21 protein-coding genes and 1 pseudogene are annotated in these 18,228 nt (G+C 55.1%); 9 read left to right on the top strand and 13 right to left on the bottom strand.

The window, feature by feature from the left end; translation table 11 throughout:
• Window positions 1-199 precede the first annotated feature (199 nt).
• Complete coding sequence (locus tag AC3WS9_RS13370) at window positions 200-862, top strand: DUF1120 domain-containing protein (protein ID WP_492488815.1); 663 nt, start codon at window positions 200-202, stop codon at window positions 860-862.
• Window positions 863-959: 97 nt separating this feature from the next.
• Window positions 960-1,172: a hypothetical protein gene (locus AC3WS9_RS13365; RefSeq protein ID WP_095281643.1), complete on the top strand. Its 213-nt coding sequence runs from the start codon at window positions 960-962 to the stop codon at window positions 1,170-1,172.
• A gap of 83 nt (window positions 1,173-1,255) precedes the next feature.
• Here the strand turns inward: AC3WS9_RS13365 and AC3WS9_RS13360 are convergent, their stop codons facing one another.
• Window positions 1,256-2,824, bottom strand: a complete 1,569-nt coding sequence (locus AC3WS9_RS13360; protein ID WP_492488813.1) for a methyl-accepting chemotaxis protein — start codon at window positions 2,822-2,824, stop codon at window positions 1,256-1,258.
• Window positions 2,825-3,305: 481 nt separating this feature from the next.
• On the opposite strand from AC3WS9_RS13360, the gene AC3WS9_RS13355 reads away from it, so the two are divergent.
• Window positions 3,306-3,554: a GlsB/YeaQ/YmgE family stress response membrane protein gene (locus AC3WS9_RS13355; protein ID WP_154125112.1), complete on the top strand. Its 249-nt coding sequence runs from the start codon at window positions 3,306-3,308 to the stop codon at window positions 3,552-3,554.
• A gap of 724 nt (window positions 3,555-4,278) precedes the next feature.
• On the opposite strand, the gene yoaJ is transcribed toward AC3WS9_RS13355, so the two are convergent.
• The 3 genes from yoaJ to AC3WS9_RS13340 are packed head-to-tail and all read right to left on the bottom strand — an operon-like array spanning window position 4,279 to window position 5,523.
• Window positions 4,279-4,353: a protein YoaJ gene (gene yoaJ, locus AC3WS9_RS13350; RefSeq protein ID WP_107704291.1), complete on the bottom strand. Its 75-nt coding sequence runs from the start codon at window positions 4,351-4,353 to the stop codon at window positions 4,279-4,281.
• Window positions 4,354-4,452, bottom strand: coding sequence for a YoaK family small membrane protein (locus tag AC3WS9_RS13345; RefSeq protein WP_041689378.1), 99 nt, complete (start codon window positions 4,450-4,452; stop codon window positions 4,354-4,356).
• Window positions 4,453-4,494: 42 nt separating this feature from the next.
• Entirely contained in the window at window positions 4,495-5,523 is a 1,029-nt protein-coding gene (locus tag AC3WS9_RS13340; RefSeq protein WP_492488811.1) for a sensor domain-containing diguanylate cyclase, read from the bottom strand.
• A gap of 309 nt (window positions 5,524-5,832) precedes the next feature.
• On the opposite strand from AC3WS9_RS13340, the gene AC3WS9_RS13335 reads away from it, so the two are divergent.
• On the top strand, window positions 5,833-6,075 hold the full coding sequence (locus AC3WS9_RS13335) for a putative hemolysin (protein ID WP_282494962.1): 243 nt from the start codon (window positions 5,833-5,835) through the stop codon (window positions 6,073-6,075).
• Window positions 6,076-6,157: 82 nt separating this feature from the next.
• Entirely contained in the window at window positions 6,158-6,463 is a 306-nt protein-coding gene (locus AC3WS9_RS13330; RefSeq protein WP_285158816.1) for a hypothetical protein, read from the top strand.
• Here the strand turns inward: AC3WS9_RS13330 and AC3WS9_RS13325 are convergent.
• Both AC3WS9_RS13325 and AC3WS9_RS13320 read right to left on the bottom strand, forming a co-directional pair.
• Window positions 6,449-6,802: a DUF488 domain-containing protein gene (locus AC3WS9_RS13325; protein ID WP_492488808.1), complete on the bottom strand. Its 354-nt coding sequence runs from the start codon at window positions 6,800-6,802 to the stop codon at window positions 6,449-6,451. The genes AC3WS9_RS13330 and AC3WS9_RS13325 overlap by 15 nt on opposite strands.
• Window positions 6,789-7,292: a 2-thiouracil desulfurase family protein gene (locus tag AC3WS9_RS13320; RefSeq protein ID WP_492488806.1), complete on the bottom strand. Its 504-nt coding sequence runs from the start codon at window positions 7,290-7,292 to the stop codon at window positions 6,789-6,791. Before AC3WS9_RS13320 ends, AC3WS9_RS13325 begins: the two co-directional genes overlap by 14 nt.
• Window positions 7,293-7,439: 147 nt before the next feature.
• On the opposite strand from AC3WS9_RS13320, the gene AC3WS9_RS13315 reads away from it, so the two are divergent.
• Window positions 7,440-8,147 carry a CTP synthase C-terminal region-related (seleno)protein gene (locus AC3WS9_RS13315; RefSeq protein WP_285144795.1) on the top strand — a complete coding sequence of 236 codons (708 nt, stop codon included), beginning with the start codon at window positions 7,440-7,442 and terminating at the stop codon, window positions 8,145-8,147.
• A gap of 30 nt (window positions 8,148-8,177) precedes the next feature.
• On the opposite strand, the gene AC3WS9_RS13310 is transcribed toward AC3WS9_RS13315, so the two are convergent.
• Window positions 8,178-9,365, bottom strand: coding sequence for a CynX/NimT family MFS transporter (locus AC3WS9_RS13310; protein ID WP_324724135.1), 1,188 nt, complete (start codon window positions 9,363-9,365; stop codon window positions 8,178-8,180).
• Between the two features lie 99 nt (window positions 9,366-9,464).
• Here AC3WS9_RS13310 and AC3WS9_RS13305 point away from each other — a divergent pair, with 99 nt between their 5' ends.
• Window positions 9,465-10,256, top strand: a complete 792-nt coding sequence (locus AC3WS9_RS13305; protein WP_285144792.1) for an AraC family transcriptional regulator — start codon at window positions 9,465-9,467, stop codon at window positions 10,254-10,256.
• Here AC3WS9_RS13305 and AC3WS9_RS13300 read toward each other — a convergent pair.
• A complete protein-coding gene (locus tag AC3WS9_RS13300) occupies window positions 10,240-10,686 on the bottom strand; it encodes a DUF441 domain-containing protein (RefSeq protein WP_003857881.1) in 447 nt (148 codons plus the stop codon). The two genes, AC3WS9_RS13305 and AC3WS9_RS13300, sit on opposite strands and share 17 nt — an antisense overlap.
• Before the next feature lie 211 nt (window positions 10,687-10,897).
• On the opposite strand from AC3WS9_RS13300, the gene yoaI reads away from it, so the two are divergent.
• On the top strand, window positions 10,898-11,002 hold the full coding sequence (yoaI, locus tag AC3WS9_RS13295; protein WP_285150737.1) for a small membrane protein YoaI: 105 nt from the start codon (window positions 10,898-10,900) through the stop codon (window positions 11,000-11,002).
• 21 nt (window positions 11,003-11,023) lie between these two features.
• Here the strand turns inward: yoaI and AC3WS9_RS13290 are convergent.
• The 3 genes and pseudogenes from AC3WS9_RS13290 to yeaG form a co-directional block, all read right to left on the bottom strand.
• Window positions 11,024-11,524 (bottom strand): annotated as a pseudogene (locus tag AC3WS9_RS13290) (YbaK/prolyl-tRNA synthetase associated domain-containing protein).
• Between the two features lie 115 nt (window positions 11,525-11,639).
• The gene (locus AC3WS9_RS13285; RefSeq protein ID WP_282494971.1) at window positions 11,640-12,920 is read right to left on the bottom strand and encodes a YeaH/YhbH family protein; all 1,281 of its coding nucleotides are present in this window, start codon (window positions 12,918-12,920) and stop codon (window positions 11,640-11,642) included.
• A 124-nt stretch (window positions 12,921-13,044) separates the two neighbouring features.
• Entirely contained in the window at window positions 13,045-14,979 is a 1,935-nt protein-coding gene (yeaG, locus tag AC3WS9_RS13280) for a protein kinase YeaG (protein ID WP_095281663.1), read from the bottom strand.
• Window positions 14,980-15,414: 435 nt separating this feature from the next.
• Between yeaG and AC3WS9_RS13275 the strand changes: the two genes are divergently transcribed.
• Complete coding sequence (locus tag AC3WS9_RS13275; RefSeq protein ID WP_282494972.1) at window positions 15,415-16,161, top strand: MipA/OmpV family protein; 747 nt, start codon at window positions 15,415-15,417, stop codon at window positions 16,159-16,161.
• 83 nt (window positions 16,162-16,244) lie between these two features.
• On the opposite strand, the gene AC3WS9_RS13270 is transcribed toward AC3WS9_RS13275, so the two are convergent.
• Together AC3WS9_RS13270 and gapA are read right to left on the bottom strand one after the other, a co-directional pair.
• A complete protein-coding gene (locus tag AC3WS9_RS13270) occupies window positions 16,245-17,129 on the bottom strand; it encodes a D-hexose-6-phosphate mutarotase (RefSeq protein WP_282494973.1) in 885 nt (294 codons plus the stop codon).
• Between the two features lie 74 nt (window positions 17,130-17,203).
• Window positions 17,204-18,199 carry a glyceraldehyde-3-phosphate dehydrogenase gene (gene gapA, locus AC3WS9_RS13265; protein WP_282494974.1) on the bottom strand — a complete coding sequence of 332 codons (996 nt, stop codon included), beginning with the start codon at window positions 18,197-18,199 and terminating at the stop codon, window positions 17,204-17,206.
• Between the last annotated feature and the right edge of the window lie 29 nt (window positions 18,200-18,228).

The raw sequence follows: 18,228 nt of genomic DNA, 5'->3' as shown, positions 1-18,228 counted from the left end.
CCGTGCATTCTAATTAGGTGCACTGTTAAAATCAGCTCGAAAATAAACCAAAAACAAAGTCAATTTGGAGTCCGATTTTGCGATTTATTTATTTGCAAAATAGAAAAACAGCCGTATATCATTAACTTCTGAACAGATTCACTAAGGGTATTCATAATATGGATGCTGTATTTACCCGTGCTCAAAATGGGAACTGGCAATGATAAAATCATTAATGCGTGCAACAGCGGTTGTCCCGCTGCTGCTTTCACCTGATGTCATGGCCGCAGATACCGCGATTATCAAAGTCCAGGCCATGCTGGTAATGGGCTCCTGTACACCTTCGCTGGATAACGGTGGTCTGCTGGATTTTGGCGGATTTCCCGTGGATCACCTCTACGAAGACACCCCAAGCGGACTGGATACGCGCAATATTAGCCTCCACATTACCTGTTCTGCTCCTGTCGCGCTGGCCTACACCTTTCAGGATGACCGCAGCGATACTCTGGACGGCGGCAGCGCGGATATTGCCACTTACGGATTTGGCATCGGCAAAACAGCAGGGGGCGTGAATATCGGCCACTATTACCTCTACCTGGTCGGCCCCGACACGCCGGTGGTCAATAATGCCCCGGCCCGCACGATCTTCTCTGACAATAACGGCGCTGACTGGAACCTGGCCTCCAGTTCAACCCGCGCTTCAAACAGCGGTAGCAATCTGGCGGCCTTTTCCGACACTCAGGATTTCACCCATCCGCTGGCCGTTGAAACCGCCGAAGTGGAGCTGTCAGTCCACCCCATCGTACAAAGCCGCAAAACCCTCGCGCTGACGGACGACCAGCCGTATGAAGGGCTTGCGACGATAAGCCTGGTCTATCTCTGAGCCCTGTAAAAAGGTGTTGCATTTTACCGGTCAAAAACCCTGGCGATTAACTTTCTTGTAGCTACGCTTAAACAGGTAACCTATAGCGGGAGGGGTTATGTTGACTCATTCTGAAGCCAAACGGTGGGCATCGGTAATGCTGAAATCGGCGTTATGCGATGGGATGCAAACGGAGGAGATTTCTCGTCAGGTACACCTGGTCTGCGATCATCACGGGCGGGAGTGTCTGGAGGAGTTGATTGAAGAGATCTTAATTGAAGCAGGACGAATAGGGCCTAAGCACAGCAATGGTGAAATTCACCATCACTGAGCGTCAATATTCTGCTAACCGTTTTCATCCATCACGATGTTCTCACGCGGATCCGGGAGCAACTTTGCTCCCGGACAGCCGGTTTAGAAAATATCTTTTACTTTAAACAGCGCCACGGACTGTGACAGCAGGTTTGCCTGGCCATTCACGCCCGATGCGGTCGTCGCCACTTCCTCCACCAGCGCGGCGTTTTGCTGCGTGACGTGGTCCATCTGCGTGATGGCGATGCGGATTTGCTCCACGCCGCGGCTCTGCTCTTCCGACGCCAGCGCGATATTCTCCATCATCACGTTGACCTTACTGACGGCCCCGCTGATATCCAGCATGGTCTGGCTGGTTTTATTCGCCAGCTCCGCGCCTTCTTCGATATAGAGTCGTGATTCGTTAATCAGCGTGGTGATCTCTTTTGCGGAGTCCGTACAGCGGCGGGCCAGGTTTCTGACTTCCCCTGCCACCACCGCGAAACCGCGTCCGGACTGGCCGGCACGGGCGGCTTCTACTGCGGCGTTAAGAGCCAGAATGTTGGTCTGGAACGCGATGCTGTCGATAACGCTGATGATCTCAACCATCTTCTGGGCGCTCTGGCTGATGGCTTCCATCTTCTTCATCATGCCGCGCATCTGCTCTTCGCCTTCGTTGGCAATACCGGCGGCATTCTGCACCATCTGCGCCGCTTCAAGCGCATTGTCGGTATTCAGTTTCACCGTAGAGGTGATCTGCTCCATGCTCGCGGCGGTTTCCACGACGGCGGCTGCCTGCTCTTCGGTACGACGGGAGAGGTCGCTGTTGCCCGCTGAAATCTCCTGCGTGCCGATATTGATCGACTCAACGCCCTGACGGATAGAGACCACGGTGGAGTTCAGCTCGGCCTGCATGGTTTGCAGCGAGGCACACAGCAAACCAATTTCATTGCTGTTTTCGACGTGGATTTCGCCGGTCAGATCGCCTTTACCAATAAACTCGAAGTGCTCAGCCACTTCCTGCAGAGGAAGGACTAACATTTTGCGCATCCAGCCGTTGATCACAAAGAACAAGACAGCAGCCACCACCAGCATGGCGATCATCACATACAGGGCAAAGTGATAGGAGCTGTTGCTGTAACTGATGACGCCGTCCAGATTGCTCTGTGTGGTATCAATGTAAGAGCGATATTCATCATCCCAGGCCTGGCGAACCTGCTGGGTGGTATCTGCATATTTGGCTAACGCGGACTTCAGCTCCTGCGGATCGTTCACATTGATCACCAGGCCCGCATTATGCGTAATCACGCCCATTTGCTGGTCGTAACGGTCTTTTATTCTCTCGCCGACTTCGGGATGAATGGTTGAAAGCCCTGGGATCTGCACAAACAGCTGATACTGCTCGGCAGCGGTCTGCATCTCTTTGCGGATACTCTCCTGGATACCCGGCTCGTCAATATCATCGCCGTGAGTTTTGGCCTGAGCGGCAGTATCAATGATAACTCGCGCGCGCAAAATGGCGTTACGCACGTTGTTAAGCGCCTTTTGCTCTCCGGCGTTGTAACTCAGAGTCTGAATATCACTGTTGCTGCGGTGGAGGAAGTAGAGCCCCAGGCCGCTGGAAAGAATGAGCATGAGCGTAAATGTCGTCAGAACGATCAACAGCCCGACGCTGATTTTAATATTTTTCACAATAAACCCCTTTGTAACCTGTAGCGAGTACCATCAATGTTGGAAGGGTTATCGGCAGGGGGATAGCGGGCTTGATTCGCAGAAAGAGCAAAATCAGCCCAAAACCCAAATATGACGTTTACTGTTTTTTCTGAGGGGAAAAGCGAGATTTAAACTTGATGATCCGGATGCGTATGTCAGGCGGGGCGCGATGTCGCCAAAAAAAAGCCCACTAAAAAGTGGGCAAGAAATACTGGAAGCAATGTGAGCAATGTCGTACTGAATACCCGAGTGTTTCGCTCAACTATTCAGTGTTGAGAAAGATAATCTTTCTCAACTAAAGTTGCAACCCCATCTTTTGTGTGGCGCAGCATTTTTTTAGTGCTGATAAAATGCGCAGTCAGGCAGTGTGATCCTTATCACAAATTTCATTTTGGTGATCCTGTGCTATCCTTTTCTGTGTCGTTGATTTAATGACAAAAACCATACAGAGAGGAAAGCTATGGGAATTTTATCCTGGATTATCTTTGGGCTTATTGCGGGGATTCTGGCGAAGTGGATCATGCCGGGCAAAGATGGCGGCGGGTTCTTCGTCACAGTGATACTGGGGGTCGTGGGCGCCGTCGTCGGCGGCTGGATCAGCACCCTGTTCGGTTTTGGTAAAGTCGATGGCTTTAACTTCGGCAGCTTTGCTGTTGCGGTGATCGGCGCGCTGGTCGTTCTGTTTATCTACAGAAAAATCAAAAGCTAAGCGGCTGAAACGTGAAAAAGGCTGCCATCGGGCTAATGCTGGTCAGTTAAGCACCTGAGGTTGTTCCGTTCACCTTATGTTCCGCAGAATATAATCGCTTCACAACTTGTGAACGTGAAAAGGGGGCCACGCGGCCCCCTTTGCAATCCCCGCGCCCCGCAAAGAAATCGGTGCTTCGCACTGCGCTCACCTCCCGGCCTGCTGCCCGCGGTCGGCTCGACTCGACTTCCTGTCTCGTTTCGCCTCTGGCCGCCATCCCTGGCGTCCAGCCCTTGTCATCTGGCCTCCGGTTCGCCGATTTCAGCGGGGACCCACACCGGAGCCACATTCAGACAGCTGTGAAGGTTGAGGGAGCGGGAGTCCGGCTGAAAATCGCTGAGGCGTTGACTGGAGGCAGGGGCGACGCACAGGGATGTGCGTCGAGGGCGCGACTTACAGGGATGTTACCTGCGCCCGTCCCCGTCACCCGGAAGGAATAAGACGAAGGCACCGCGAAGCGGCGATTTTCTTTGCCGGGAGCCGGGGTTGCCAGGGTGGTGGCGATTGAGCCACCCTGGCACGTTCACCGCAGAGAGATGGACCGGAAGCAGAGGAACGAAAGTGAACGGAACAATTCTACTGATGCCATAAAGGTCCTGGGGCAAGCGAAATAATGAATTTAAATTCATTATTTCGCTTAACTGACTGGCATTAGCCATCCGGCAGCCTTTTTCGTTTGCAGAGGTCACCACCAGCCGAGCTGGGTGCCTGCCACCGCCACTACCGCGACGATCAACATAATGATGGTTGTCTTGCGCATTTACGCCCCCGGCGCGGCGTAACCGCCGACAAAAAACCACGTTAAAAAGACCACTGCCGTGATAAAAATCACGACCGGGAAAACAATTCCGATCCTCATCACATCACCTCTAAGGTTTCCTTGCCCGCAGAGTGTACGGGGTTACTCCTCCGGGAGAAAGCGCGTTTTGCTTTTGCCTTTTTTCTCCCGATACATCGCCGTATCCGCCGCGCGCAGCGCGCTGTCAGCATCGGTATCGGCGGGATCGACTTCGACTACGCCCAGGCTTGCGCCAGGATAAACCAGATGCACGTTGCCGAGCCAGTATTCCCCGGCAATTGACGCCCCGATCTGCGTGCGCAGAATATTTATCTGCGCGTTGTCGGCCGCATTATCGTCTTTACTCAGACACGCCACCAAAAACTCATCGCCGCCGAGTCGGCCCACGATGTCATCTTCGGTCTGCCCGTCGGTAAGACGTTTACCCACTTCCACCAAAAACTGGTCGCCTGTCTCGTGACCAAAGCGATCGTTGATGAGCTTAAAATCATCCAGATCGATGTAGGCGATAATGGCGTTGCGCTTGAGATGACGCGCCAGCGAGAAGAGGGTATTGAGATTATCAAAAATCGCGCGGCGGTTGGGTAAACCGGTCAGCGCATCCGTATACGAATGGGCAATCAGGGCCGCGTTGGCCTCGCGCAGCTGAATGACTAATGACTCTTTCTGAATGTACTGGGCGATGAGACCGGCAAACAGCTGCAGCACCTGCTCGCCGCGGTCGCTCAGGGTCTGTTTCTGCGTACTGGCCGCGCAGAGGGTGCCGTACAGCGAACCATCGGCCAGATGAATAGGAATACTCACGTAGGTGGTGATGCCGAGCGCTTTGGCCGCGTCGCAATCCGCCCAGCGTTCCGCCACCTCGTTGCTGAAAAAGCAGTGACTGTCGATGGCGCGCTTACAGAGGGTATCGCCCCATGGCACGCTCAGCCCCTCGGGGATCTGCATCTGCTTGCTGTTGCGGGCGTAAAGAATGTGCTGCAAACGCGCATTGATATCGACTTTCGTCAGATAGGTCGATTCCATATCGGTGACAATCTCCAGCATCTCCAGGAGCTGACGCACCAGGCTTTCAAGGGATTGTTCGGTTGCGAGGGTTTCTGAAACACGGGCAAGAATAATATCCGACATGACGTAGGTAGACTCCCATGCAGAAGACGCCAGTATCTGCATGTTGTGCTGAATTTTTCGGCTGGGGCATAGTAGAACACGAATACAGGAAATTTTATATATTGTCGCGGCAGGTGCCGCAGGGCAGGCGAAAAAAAGCCCCGCCGTTGCGGGCAGGGCAAAAGACATCTTGATTACGGAATGATGTTCTCTGGTCATTGAGAACGCTGCCACTATAGGGTGAAAAAGTGCAGGTTTAATGGAGAAATCATGGAGAAAACGCCGAAGAGTCGGTACGCTTTACGCTCTGCAAACAGAAAGGACAATACGATGCGATATCTGCTGCTGGCGATGGCTCTGCCGTTAGCCGCCTGTTCGACCCCTCCCGACGCGCCAAAACCGCCGCAAATCGGTATGGCGAATCCTGCTGCCGTCTACTGCGTGAAGAAGGGCGGAGAGCGCGTTCCGGTACAAAGTCCGCAGGGCGTTCGCACCGAGTGCAAACTGCCGGGCGGGGAAGTGATTGACGAATGGGATCTGTTCCGCCGCGATCACCCCACGCCTGCCGCGTGACAGTCAAGGCGCGACTGCGATACACTTCTCTTTAAGAATTATCTCAGTCCCCGGGGCTGATAACCCTTACCGCGAGAGAAGTATGTTCCAGTTAAAACCGGGCAGCCTGTGCATGGTCATTGGCGCCCGCACCGCCGCCGGGCGGCGCAATATCGGCAAATCCGTTGAGCTTTTTGAACTCTGCAAGCCAGGCGAGCGTTTTCTCAATCCGGTCAACGGCGTGATGACCGAGCTGCCTGCCAGCGCCGACCGCGCCCTGTGGCTGGTTACCGGCGATGTTTTTGCTGTCGATAATCAGCATGGGTTCGCGTTTGTGCGACCGGAACATCTCCTGCCGCTGACGCCGGACGACGCCTCGCAAACGCTCGACGAATTAACCTTTAGCTAACTGACGCAGCCAGTCGGCTAACACCAGGGCGTGATTCTGTTGGGTATTCTTCGCGCCGTAGAGCAGCGTCACAGTCTGCTTCTGGGCGACAGCAGCCACGCGTTTTCCCTCGTCCAGGTGCTGCGCCAGCTCTTGCTGATACGCCTCGCGAAAAGCGGTGAAATCGATGATTTCGCCGTGGAAGGCTTTGCGTAGATCGCTTGAAGGCGTCAGCGCTTTGCACCACTCATCAAACGCCAGATCCTCTTTTTTGACGCCGCGCGGCCACAGCCGGTCGACCAGAATGCGATAGCCGTCATCCTCAGTTGCTGCGTCATACACCCGTTTACACTGAATCATTGTCTCTCTCCTCAACCCAGGCGATCAGCTCTGTAAGCTGGTTATCGGAAAATACCTGAATGCCATGTTCACGTAACAGCGCGGCGGCGACACCCATTCCACGGCGTTTTTGCCCGCTGAACGTGCCGTCGTAGATCTTTTCGCTGCCGCAGGTCGGGCTGCCGTCGGTGAGCAGCGCGGCGCTGCACTTTCCCTCCTGAGCGGCGCGTAACGCCAGCCAGGCGGCAAGCTGATAGTGCGCGGTGACATCGCTGCCGTCGCTTTCCAGAATTCGCGCTTGGTCTGCCATCACCTCAGTTCCGCTGCCGTCGACAATCTCAGCCGGTAAACGGGGGATCGACAATCCCGCCGCCAGCTCCGGGCAGTGGGTGACCAGGCGTTGCTCAAGCTGCCAGCGGTGGAGGGTGTCAGAGATCGCCGCTTTTTCGCTGCCGTTATAGCGAACTTTGTGACCCATCAGGCAGGCGCTGACCAGAATTTTGGTTTTCATAACGATCCGAAGAAGGGGGAAAATACGTTACCACTATACCACCCGAGTTTTTCCCCCTCCAATTTAAGGTATTGTGAAGCCTGCAAAAGATCGGTAGGCTGAGGTTCCTTATGTTATCTGATAATTCTCTGGCATATGGAACCCCTCATGGAACACACCCCGGTAAAAGATACGCTGCGCATTGCCCTTGTCGGTGACTACAACCCTGACGTTATCGCCCATCAGGCGATCCCTTTATCCATCGATGATGCCGCTGCCGTTCTGGATTTAACGGCGGATTACGACTGGATCGCCACCCCCGAGCTGACCAGCCCGGAAGATCTGGTGGGTTACGACGCGATCTGGCTGGTTCCGGCAAGCCCTTATAAGAATGTCGACGGGGCCTTTATCGCCGCGCGCTTTGCGCGTGAAAACAGTATTCCGTTCCTCGGCACCTGCGGCGGGTTCCAGCATGCGCTGATTGAGTATGCGCGCAACGTACTGGGCTGGACCGATGCGGCCCACGCGGAAACCGACACCGACGGCAGAATGGTGATCGCGCCATTGACCTGCTCGCTGGTGGAAAAAACCGACACCATCGAGCTTCGCGCCAATACGATTATCGCCAAAGCCTACGGTCGGGAAGAGATTGAAGAAGGGTATCACTGCAACTACGGCGTCTCGCCTGAGTTCACACAAGAGCTGGAAAGCGGCGATATGCGCGTGACGGGCTGGGATGAGCAGGGTGAAATCCGGGCGGTTGAGCTGGTGACGCATCCGTTCTTCGTCGCCACCCTGTTCCAGCACGAGCGCGGTGCGCTGGCAGGGCGTCCGGTTCCGCTGGTGCAGGCGATGCTCCACGCCGCACGCAGCTAAACGGGCAGGCCGCCCGGCCTGCCGTCAGACTCAGTTGGGCGTGATCTCGCGGTCGCGCCCGGCAAGCACCCCACAGACCGCCATCACTACCCCCGCCAGGGCGCAGGCCATCAGCGGAATTCGCCAGTCACCTGCCGTATCATGAATTTTCCCCATCAGCGGAGGCCCGCAGGCCGCCAGCAGATAGCCTACTGATTGCGCCATGCCGGAAAGTGCCGCCGCCTGATGCGCCGAGCTGGCACGCAGGCCGATAAAGGTCAGGCCGAGAATCATGGTCGCGCCAGAACCAAAGCCGTAGACAATCGTCCAGAGCACCGCCTGATCCGGCACAAACCAGAACCCGGCGAGACTCACGGCGCACATCAGGGCCGATAATCCGGCGATGCCGCGCTGATCTTTCAGCTTATGCAGCAGCAACGGCACGGCCAGGCCCGGAGCGGCTGTCGCCAGCTGCAGCAAACCGTGCATCGACCCGGCCTCGGTTTCGCTGTAGCCGTGGCTGAGTAAAATCGCCGGCAGCCAGCCGATAATCACATAGTAAATCAGCGAGTTAATCCCAAGGAACAGCGTCACCTGCCAGGCCAGCGCCGAGCGCCAGATCCCACGGTTATGCAGCGCCCGCGCGCCGCTTAATGAGGCGGTATGCTTCTGACGCCACTGGGGCAGCCACAGCAGCGTCGCCACCAGCGGGAATACCATCAGCATCAGCAGCGCGCCGTGCCAGCCCGCGCCGCTCAGCGCCAGCGGGACGATCATCGCCGAACCCAGCGCGGCCGCCGCGCCCATGGTCAGGGAGTAGGCCCCGGTGAGTTTGGCCACCTGCCCGGGGAAATCGCGCTTAATCAGGCCCGGGAGCAGCACGTTGCCGAGCGCAATGCCGCAGCCAATCACCGCCGTACCGATAAACAGCAGCGCGGAGGAGGGCAGCGAACGGATGCCAATGCCTGCGCAGATCAGCAGCATGGCGATAAACAGACTGCGCTCCATGCCGATTTTGCGCGCCACACCGGCGGCGAGCGGAGAGATCAACGCAAAGGCCAGCAGCGGGAGGGTGGTCAGCAAACCGGTCTGGGCGGTCGTCAGGCCGTAGTCGTGGCGAATCATGTCCAGCAGAGGGGCCGCGCCGGTAAAGGTCACGCGCAGCGTGGTGGCAATCATCAGGATACCGGCAATCAGCAGCAGGCGATCCTTGCCGGAAGAGGGAATGGCAGTGGTCATGGTTTTCTCTTACATCGTAACGAGGGCACACAATACCCGTTTTCAGCGGTGTTTGAATCAAGCTAAAATGACAGTTTATCGCTCATATCGGACAACTTTATGCAAGGTCTTGGACTCGACGGCTACGATCCTGATAGCCAGCACGATGCGGCCGTAGCGTTTCGCATCCGCGTGGTGGAAGACGAACAGCGCATTCCAGTCCATCAGCATCGCAAAGGTCAGCTGATCCTCGCCCTGCGCGGGGCCATCACCTGCGAAGTGGAAAACGCGATGTGGATGGTGCCGCCGCAGTACGCGGTGTGGATCCCTGGGCAAATCCCCCACAGCAACAAAGCCACGCCCGGCGCGCAGCTCTGTTTTCTGTTTATCGAGCCCGGCGCGGTGACGCTGCCGGATCGCTGCTGCACGCTGAAAATTTCCCCGCTGGTGCGCGAGCTGATTTTGACGCTGGCAGCCAAAACACCCGAAGAGCTGTCGCTTGCGGCGACGACCCGGCTGGTGGATGTGCTGTTTGACGAAGTGCCGCAGCAGCCGCAGGAGCAACTTCAGCTTCCGGTTTCACCGCACCCGAAAATTCGCATGATGAGCGAAACCATGGCTGAACACCCCGCCGAATGGCAGACGCTGGCCCAGTGGGCAAATCACTTTGCCATGAGCGAGCGCAATCTGGCGCGGCTGGTGGTGAAGGAGACGGGACTCAGTTTTCGGCGCTGGCGGCATCAGCTGCAGCTGATTGTGGCGCTCCAGCTGTTAATCAGCGGCAAATCGGTGCAGCAGGCGGCGCAGTCACTGGGGTATGACTCCACCACCGCGTTCATCACCATGTTCAAAAAAGGGCTGGGACAAACCCCCGCACGCTATATCGCCAGCCTGTCTACGACTTCCCAATAAACAGCGACACCAGCCCGGCGGCAATCAGCGGGCCGACCGGCACACCGCGGAACAACGCCACGCCGAGCACGGTTCCTACCAGCAGACCGGCGACGAGAGAGGGCTGAGAGCTCATCAGCGTCACGCCGCGCCCGCCAAGCCAGGAGACAAACACGCCCACGGCGATCGCCACCAGCGATTTCCAGTTCACAAAAGAGTGTAAAAGCGTCGATGCCGGGAGTGTGCCGCTGGCGATCGGGGCCATCACGCCGATGGTCAGAATAATAATCCCGATGGTCAGGCCCTGTTTTTCAATCCACGGGAAGAAGGTATTGAGCGGAGTGACGCGCACGATAATTAACACCAGGATCGAAATCGCCACCGTGGTGTTGTGGCTGACAAAGCCGAGCGCCGCCAGCGCCAGCAGGATCAGCAGGGTAGGGTCAAACATGAGGGGTTCCTTGCCAGAAAAAGTAAGCCTGCTTACTTTACCCGCAAAGACGTGCGTAAACAGGCTTTTATCGACAAATCTCTCAAATTTGGGCGGCTGCCTGAGGCGAATTTATCCGCATCACATTATTCATCCGGCTGACCTGTTACTGTCATGCCATTGTCATCTGTGTGGATTAAAAATAAGCAAAGGCAGCAAAAGGGGAATCAACATGAACGATCACATGTTTGTTGAAACGCTGATTATCTCGTCTACGTTTTTCACCATCGCGATGATTCTGGTGGCGTCGGTGATGTTTCTGGAAAGGCACGACTGACAGCGCTGTCAGCCGCGACGTTCAGGAACGGCGAAAGGCAACCAGCTCCGGCTGGGCGATGCGCAGATAATCTGCACTGCTCATGATCACCGACTTTTCCAGCAGGCCGGCGTTAAAGGCGATTTCATCAAAACGCTCGAACAGGAGCGGATCGGCGACCAGCGTCAGATCGGGATGAAAGCTGAAAGGCGGGATGGCGCCAAAGACACAGGCGGTTAAATCGTCCACTTCCGCCGGGCTTGCCAGCGACGCTTTGATCCCACCAAAATGGCTGGCCAGTTGACTCAGATCGGCCTGCTGATCCGCCGCCAGAATCGCCAGGATATGCTTTTTCACCCCGTTTCCCTTCACTTTACACACCAGCGCTTTGGCACCCTGACCGAGTTCCGTCCCGCGAATTTCGCTGACTGCCTCGCATTTCCCGACCGCCTCATGCTCCACCACCCGGTATTGCGCGCCCTACTCGGATAACAGCGCAATCAGCCGCTGATGAGTATTGGTGCCTTTGATCGCTTCGGACATGATTGTTTTTTCCCTGTGACCTGGTGAGATGCAGGGTCTACATTATCACATTTCATTTTGATCGTGCGGGCGAGGGATGAACAGAAAACAGCCAGCGTTTTGCGCTGGCTGTTTATTATGCGTTGCTGGTACTTTGCGTGTGGAACAGTTCGCGGAAGACCGGATAAATATCATCCTGGTCGCGGATATGCTGCATGGCAAAATTATCGAACATCGCCTGCAGGTGTTCATATTCCCGCCACAGCGTTTGATGCGCGCGACGGGTGATTTCGATGTAGCTGTAATACCGCACCACCGGCAAAATTTTCTTCGCCAGTATTTCGTGACACAGCGGGGAGTCATCCGCCCAGTTATCGCCATCGGACGCCTGCGCGGCATAAATATTCCACTGCGCCGGGTCGTAGCGTTCTTTCACTACTTCATCCATCAGCTTCAGGGCGCTCGACACAATGGTCCCGCCCGTCTCCTGAGAGTAGAAGAACTCATGCTCATCCACCTCTTTCGCCTGGGTATGGTGGCGGATGTAAACCACATCCACGTTCTTATAGGTTCTGCTCAGGAACAGATACAGCAGAATATAAAAGCGCTTCGCCATATCCTTGGTGGCCTGATCCATCGAGCCGGAGACGTCCATCAGGCAGAACATCACCGCCTGGCTGGAAGGTTCCGGACGTTTCTCGTAGTTCTTGTAACGCAGGTCAAAGGTGTCGATAAACGGCACGCGATCGATTTTCGCCCGTAATTCGGCAATCTCTTTGCGCAGCCGTTCTTCCTCCAGCAGCTGTGCGGGTTCGGTGTTCTCGACAGTTTTCAGGCTGACTTCCAGCTCGCGCAGTTCGCGACGTTTGCCTGCCGTCATCGCCGTACGACGGGCCAGCGAATTTTGCAGAGAACGCACGACGCTGATGTTCGCCGGAACGCCGTTGGCGGTGTAACCCGCGCGGTGGGTTTTGTACTCGTTTAACTGACGATGCTGGTTTTTCTTCAGGTTTGGCAGCGCCAAATCCTCGAACAACAGATCGAGATACTCATCTTTGGAAATCTGGAAGACGAACTCATCCTGGCCTTCACCGTCCTGGCTCGCTTGCCCCTGACCGCTGCCCGAACCGCCGCCTCCGCCCTGCGGGCGTTCAATGCGATCGTTCTGGACGAAGTGATCATTACCCGGGTGTACGCGATGGCGCAAGCCGCCCCGTCCCTGATGGAACATCGGTTCGCTAATATCATCCGTCGGGATAGAGACGGACTCGCCGCTATCCACATCGGTCACCGAACGTTTGTTGATGGCCTCGGAGATCGACTGTTTAATTTGCGCTTTATAACGACGCAAGAAGCGCTGGCGATTCACCGTGCTCTTGTTTTTGCCGTTAAGACGCCGGTCAATAAACCAGGTCATATGCCCCCCGTACTGCATTGCCAACTTTCGCGCTACCTGTCTGCCGGATGCGCTCACGCTTATCCGGCCTACGGATCGCTGTCGTTGTAGGCCCGGTAAGCGCGAGCGCCACCGGGCACTTCAGTTAAGACGATTTACGCACGCGCAGGTACCATTCGCACAGCAGACGAACCTGCTTGCGGGTATAGCCTTTCTCCATCATGCGGTCGACAAAATCGTCGTGCTTTTTCTGCTCGTCGGTTGAGGTTTTGGCATTGAAAGAAATGACCGGCAACAGCTCCTCGGTATTGGAGAACATTTTCTTCTCAATAACCGTGCGCAGTTTTTCGTAGCTGGTCCAGTTCGGGTTGCGTCCGCTGTTGTGCGCTCTGGCGCGCAGAACAAAATTGACGATCTCGTTACGGAAGTCTTTCGGATTACTGATCCCGGCCGGCTTCTCAATTTTTTCCAGTTCCGCGTTCAGGGATTCACGGTCAAACAGCTGGCCGGTATCCGGGTCGCGGTACTCCTGATCCTGGATCCAGAAGTCTGCATAGGTGACATAACGGTCGAAAATGTTCTGCCCGTATTCAGAGTAGGACTCCAGGTACGCCGTCTGGATCTCTTTCCCGATGAACTCGGCGTATTTCGGGATCAGATAGCCTTTGAGGAACTCGAGGTAACGTTCCGCCAGATCCTGCGGGAACTGCTCGCGCTCGATCTGCTGTTCCAGAACGTAGAACAAATGCACCGGGTTGGCCGCCACTTCGGCGTGGTCAAAGTTGAACACGCGGGAGAGGATTTTAAACGCGAAACGCGTGGACAGACCGTTCATCCCTTCGTCGACACCCGCGTAATCGCGATACTCCTGATAGGACTTCGCTTTCGGATCGGTATCTTTCAGGCTTTCCCCGTCATAGACGCGCATCTTCGAGTAGATGCTGGAGTTTTCTGGCTCTTTCAGACGCGACAGAATCGAGAAGCGCGACAGCGTTTCCAGCGTGCCCGGCGCGCAAGGGGCATGCACCAGCTCACTGTTGTTAAGCAGTTTTTCGTAGATCTTGATCTCCTCGGAGATCCGCAGGCAATAAGGCACTTTGACGATGTAGACACGGTCAAGGAACGCCTCATTGTTTTTGTTATTACGGAAGGTCACCCATTCGGATTCGTTTGAGTGCGCCAGAATGATCCCGTTGAACGGCAGGGCGGAGATACCTTCCGTCCCGTTGTAGTTCCCTTCCTGGGTGGCGGTCAGCAGCGGATGCAGCACCTTGATCGGCGCTTTAAACATCTCGACGAATTCCATCACCCCCTGGTTGGCACGGCACAGCGCACCGGAATAGCCATAAGCGTCTGGGTCGTTTTGCGCGTGGTGTTCCAGTTTGCGGATATCCACTTTACCGACCAGCGCGGAGATATCCTGGTTGTTCTCATCGCCCGGCTCGGTTTTGGCAATCGCAATCTGTTGCAGAATCGACGGCCAGACTTTTACCACGCGGAATTTGGTGATGTCGCCGCCAAACTCATGCAGGCGTTTCGCCGCCCACGGCGACATAATGGTGCCGAGATAGCGGTTCGGGATGCCAAACTCTTTTTCCAGAATTTGCGCATCTTCCTGCGGGTTGAACAGGCACAGCGGATGATCGTTAACCGGGCTGCGTTCTCCGTTGGCGCTAAGAACGTAGATTGGCACGCGCTGCATCAGTGATTTCAGGCGCTCTGCCAGGGACGATTTACCGCCACCGACGGGGCCGAGTAAATAGAGGATCTGTTTCTTCTCTTCCAGACCCTGAGCCGCGTGTTTCAGGTACGAAACAATCTGCTCGATGGCATCTTCCATGCCATAAAATTCTTCAAAAGCGGGATATCGTGCAACCACACGATTCGAAAAGAGACGGGAGAGCCGTGGTTCGAGGGCTGTATCGACCATATTTGGCTCACCGATAGCCATCAATAGCCGTTCTGCCGCATTGGCATAGGCACTGCGATCTTGCTTACAGACAGCAAGAAACTCCTGCAGTGTGAACTCTTCGTCCTTGGCAGCTTCATAGCGCTGGCGATAGTGATCGAATATATTCATGGCATGCCGTCCTTTCGTTTTTTAGCACAGGAAAAGAGCCGTTCGTATGAATAGTGGAGGCTCCTGGAAGCATCTTCACCCCCGCACCTCAGTACCAGAGCAGCAACCCGTGTGCCAGGTCTTGCGCTCTAAACCGCCGGGCGTTCAGCAATTCATCTTCCTAAAATTAAGCGTAGATGGAGTTTGCAAAACTTGCATGCCCTCAGAATCTAATTTCAATGACATATCAATAACTCATCCAAAAAAACTGCCGCGGGAATCGGGACGAAAGTGCGGGTTTCATTGCTTCGTCACAGAAATGAAAGCCTCCGGTCATCTTAAATGATGAAAATAATCGGTTAATTAAACTCATTAGCAGGCAAAAAATTTTGGGATGTGCGGGCAGGGCGGTTACACTTCACCCGCTGATTATTTGACTACAGGAAAGAATGGATTGTGACCAAACTCAAACTTCTGGCATTGGGCGTACTTGTCGCCACGTCCGTTAGCACCGCTCACGCGGCCGATCAGTGGTCCGTTGGCGCAGGCGTTGGCGTTATCAACAGCCCGTATAAACAGTACGATCGCGATGTTTATCCGGTGCCGGTCATCACGTATGAAGGTGATAACTTCTGGTTCCGCGGTCTGGGTGGCGGTTATTACCTGTGGAATGACACCACCGACAAGCTCTCCGTTATGGCCTACTACGACCCGCGTCACTTCAAGCCGGGCGACAGTGACAGCCATGCGCTGCGCCAGCTCGATAAGCGCAGAAGCTCCCTGATGGCTGGCCTGTCTTACGTCCACAACACCCAGTATGGCTTCCTGCGCACCGCGCTGGCAGGCGATACGCTGGATAACAGCAACGGCTTTATCTGGGATCTGGCGTGGCTGTACCGTTATACCAACGGCGCTATCACGCTGACGCCGGGTATCGGTGTGGAGTACAACAGTGAAAACTACAATGACTACTATTATGGGGTGTCCCATAAAGAGTCCAGACGTAGTGGCCTGAACAGCTACGAAGCTGACGACGCATGGAACCCGTACCTGGAACTGACTGCAAGCTTTAAGTTTGCCAGTGACTGGAACCTGTACGCGTCAACACGCTACACTCGTCTGAGCGATGAAGTGAAAGACAGTCCAATGGTCGATAAGTCCTGGACCGGTCTGTTCTCTGCAGGCGTGACCTACAGTTTCTGATTGTGCACTTTTAACGTGCATTCTGTGTATGACAAAGGGGCGCTTGCGCCCCTTTTGCTTTATGGTGGTGCAGAAAAACAGGATCAGCGTTTAACGATTTTGATGGTCTGACCCAGGCGAGAGGGTTTGTCCGCGCTGGTTTTCTGCGGTGCGGTGACGCACGCGGTTTCGACGCAGACGAAAGTTTTGTATCCGTCGTCCGGCACGTCAGCCATGCTCACTGACAGTGCAGGGCCTGGGTTCCAGCCCACCACATTGCTGTGATGATGGTGAACCACTTCAATGCCACGGTTCAGCGCTGCATCGTGGATCACGCTGCAGGCTTCCGGGTTCAGATAGACACGGTCGGTACGGTCCGGGAAGGTCTGGACGCCGTCGCTCAGTTTGCCTTCTTTCGCGTTATCCACTTTATCGATAAAGCGATCGCCAAAGCCGCTCACCTTCACATCCGCAATGTCACCCACGTTGAAGTAGGTGTGCAGGGCAGAGGTGGTTTCGAATTCGCCGTGGGCTTCCAGCTCAATTTCACAGGTTTGACCCAGCTTGAAGCGAGCGTACAGGGTGAAATCGTGCGGCCACAGTTTGCGGGTTTCATCGTTGCTCTGCAGCTCGAAGGTCAGCACTGCGCCGTTATCATCTTCGTTATGCGCTTTCAGCGTCCACTGCTGATTACGGGCAAAACCGTGCGCTGGCAGGCCAGCTTCTGCCGCCGGGCCAAACCACGGCCAGCAAATCGGTACGCCGCCGCGGATCGCCGCCCCTTTTTTGAACGAGGTCGCAGCTGACAGCCACAGGCCTTCTTCTTCGCCTTCCGGTTTCCAGGAGAGGAGGTGTGCGCCGTTGAGGGCGACGGAGGCTTTCACGCGCGGGTGATCGACGACAATAATATCGGCGCCATCAATCTGGCGGCGGGAGAGTACAGGGGTAAGTTGTTCGACTACTGGAAGTGCAAAAATTTTGTGAATCATTACGCAATCCTCTGTCTTTAAGCATAAAAAAAGGCGACCGAGGTCGCCTTTTTGGATCAGTGTCTCATCTCAACTTATTTGGAGATGTGAGCGATCAGGTCCAGTACTTTGTTAGAGTAGCCAGTTTCGTTGTCGTACCAGGAAACCAGTTTCACGAAGTTGTCGTTCAGTGCGATACCAGCTTTAGCATCGAACACGGAAGTGCACACTTCGCCGTTGAAATCGGTAGATACAACGTCGTCTTCGGTGTAACCCAGAACGCCTTTCATTGCGCCTTCGGAAGCAGCTTTGATTGCTTTCTTAATTTCTTCATAAGAAGCAGCTTTTTCCAGACGAACGGTCAGGTCAACTACGGAAACGTTAGGAGTTGGAACGCGGAACGCCATACCAGTCAGTTTACCGTTCAGCTCTGGCAGGACAACGCCTACAGCTTTAGCAGCACCGGTAGAAGATGGGATGATGTTCTGAGCTGCGCCACGACCGCCGCGCCAGTCTTTGTGAGACGGGCCATCAACAGTTTTCTGAGTAGCGGTAGTTGCGTGAACAGTGGTCATCAGGCCTTCAACGATACCGAAGTTGTCGTTGATAACTTTAGCCAGTGGAGCCAGGCAGTTGGTGGTGCAGGATGCGTTGGAAACGATGTCCTGGCCAGCATATTTTTCGAAGTTAGCGCCTTTAACGAACATAGGCGTGTTGTCTTTGGAAGGACCAGTCAGAACAACTTTCTTCGCACCCGCGGTGATGTGTTTACGCGCGGTTTCGTCGGTCAGGAAGATACCGGTCGCTTCAGCCACAACGTCAACACCGATTTCGTTCCACTTCAGGTTAGCTGGATCTTTTTCAGCAGTAACACGGATGGTTTTGCCGTTAACAACCAGGTGGCCGTCTTTCACTTCAACGGTGCCTTTGAAACGACCGTGAGTTGAGTCGTACTTCAGCATGTACGCCATGTATTCAGCGTCCAACAGATCGTTGATACCAACGATTTCGATGTCAGAACGTTCCTGAGCAGCACGGAAAACAATACGGCCGATACGGCCAAAACCGTTGATACCTACTTTGATAGTCATATATTCCACCAGCTATTTGTTAGTGAATA

It is taken from the genome of Lelliottia sp. EB106-05-01-XG201 (assembly GCF_058791735.1).
Note: the sequence above shows the minus strand (reverse complement) of the source record. Positions and strands in the feature narration are given on the sequence as shown.

What these genes read in the sequence shown, in the direction of transcription:
- AC3WS9_RS13355 (WP_154125112.1), top strand. Translation starts at nt 3,306, where the DNA reads ATGGGAATTTTATCCTGGATTATCTTTGGGCTTATTGCGGGGATTCTG.
- AC3WS9_RS13330 (WP_285158816.1), top strand. Translation starts at nt 6,158, where the DNA reads ATGTTCCAGTTAAAACCGGGCAGCCTGTGCATGGTCATTGGCGCCCGC.
- AC3WS9_RS13305 (WP_285144792.1), top strand. Translation starts at nt 9,465, where the DNA reads ATGCAAGGTCTTGGACTCGACGGCTACGATCCTGATAGCCAGCACGAT.
- AC3WS9_RS13345 (WP_041689378.1), bottom strand. Translation starts at nt 4,452, where the DNA reads ATGAGGATCGGAATTGTTTTCCCGGTCGTGATTTTTATCACGGCAGTG.
- AC3WS9_RS13325 (WP_492488808.1), bottom strand. Translation starts at nt 6,802, where the DNA reads ATGATTCAGTGTAAACGGGTGTATGACGCAGCAACTGAGGATGACGGC.
- AC3WS9_RS13310 (WP_324724135.1), bottom strand. Translation starts at nt 9,365, where the DNA reads ATGACCACTGCCATTCCCTCTTCCGGCAAGGATCGCCTGCTGCTGATT.
- yeaG (WP_095281663.1), bottom strand. Translation starts at nt 14,979, where the DNA reads ATGAATATATTCGATCACTATCGCCAGCGCTATGAAGCTGCCAAGGAC.
- AC3WS9_RS13300 (WP_003857881.1), bottom strand. Translation starts at nt 10,686, where the DNA reads ATGTTTGACCCTACCCTGCTGATCCTGCTGGCGCTGGCGGCGCTCGGC.
- AC3WS9_RS13365 (WP_095281643.1), top strand. Translation starts at nt 960, where the DNA reads ATGTTGACTCATTCTGAAGCCAAACGGTGGGCATCGGTAATGCTGAAA.
- AC3WS9_RS13335 (WP_282494962.1), top strand. Translation starts at nt 5,833, where the DNA reads ATGCGATATCTGCTGCTGGCGATGGCTCTGCCGTTAGCCGCCTGTTCG.
- gapA (WP_282494974.1), bottom strand. Translation starts at nt 18,199, where the DNA reads ATGACTATCAAAGTAGGTATCAACGGTTTTGGCCGTATCGGCCGTATT.
- AC3WS9_RS13340 (WP_492488811.1), bottom strand. Translation starts at nt 5,523, where the DNA reads ATGTCGGATATTATTCTTGCCCGTGTTTCAGAAACCCTCGCAACCGAA.
- yoaI (WP_285150737.1), top strand. Translation starts at nt 10,898, where the DNA reads ATGAACGATCACATGTTTGTTGAAACGCTGATTATCTCGTCTACGTTT.
- AC3WS9_RS13320 (WP_492488806.1), bottom strand. Translation starts at nt 7,292, where the DNA reads ATGAAAACCAAAATTCTGGTCAGCGCCTGCCTGATGGGTCACAAAGTT.
- AC3WS9_RS13285 (WP_282494971.1), bottom strand. Translation starts at nt 12,920, where the DNA reads ATGACCTGGTTTATTGACCGGCGTCTTAACGGCAAAAACAAGAGCACG.
- AC3WS9_RS13370 (WP_492488815.1), top strand. Translation starts at nt 200, where the DNA reads ATGATAAAATCATTAATGCGTGCAACAGCGGTTGTCCCGCTGCTGCTT.
- AC3WS9_RS13315 (WP_285144795.1), top strand. Translation starts at nt 7,440, where the DNA reads ATGGAACACACCCCGGTAAAAGATACGCTGCGCATTGCCCTTGTCGGT.
- AC3WS9_RS13270 (WP_282494973.1), bottom strand. Translation starts at nt 17,129, where the DNA reads ATGATTCACAAAATTTTTGCACTTCCAGTAGTCGAACAACTTACCCCT.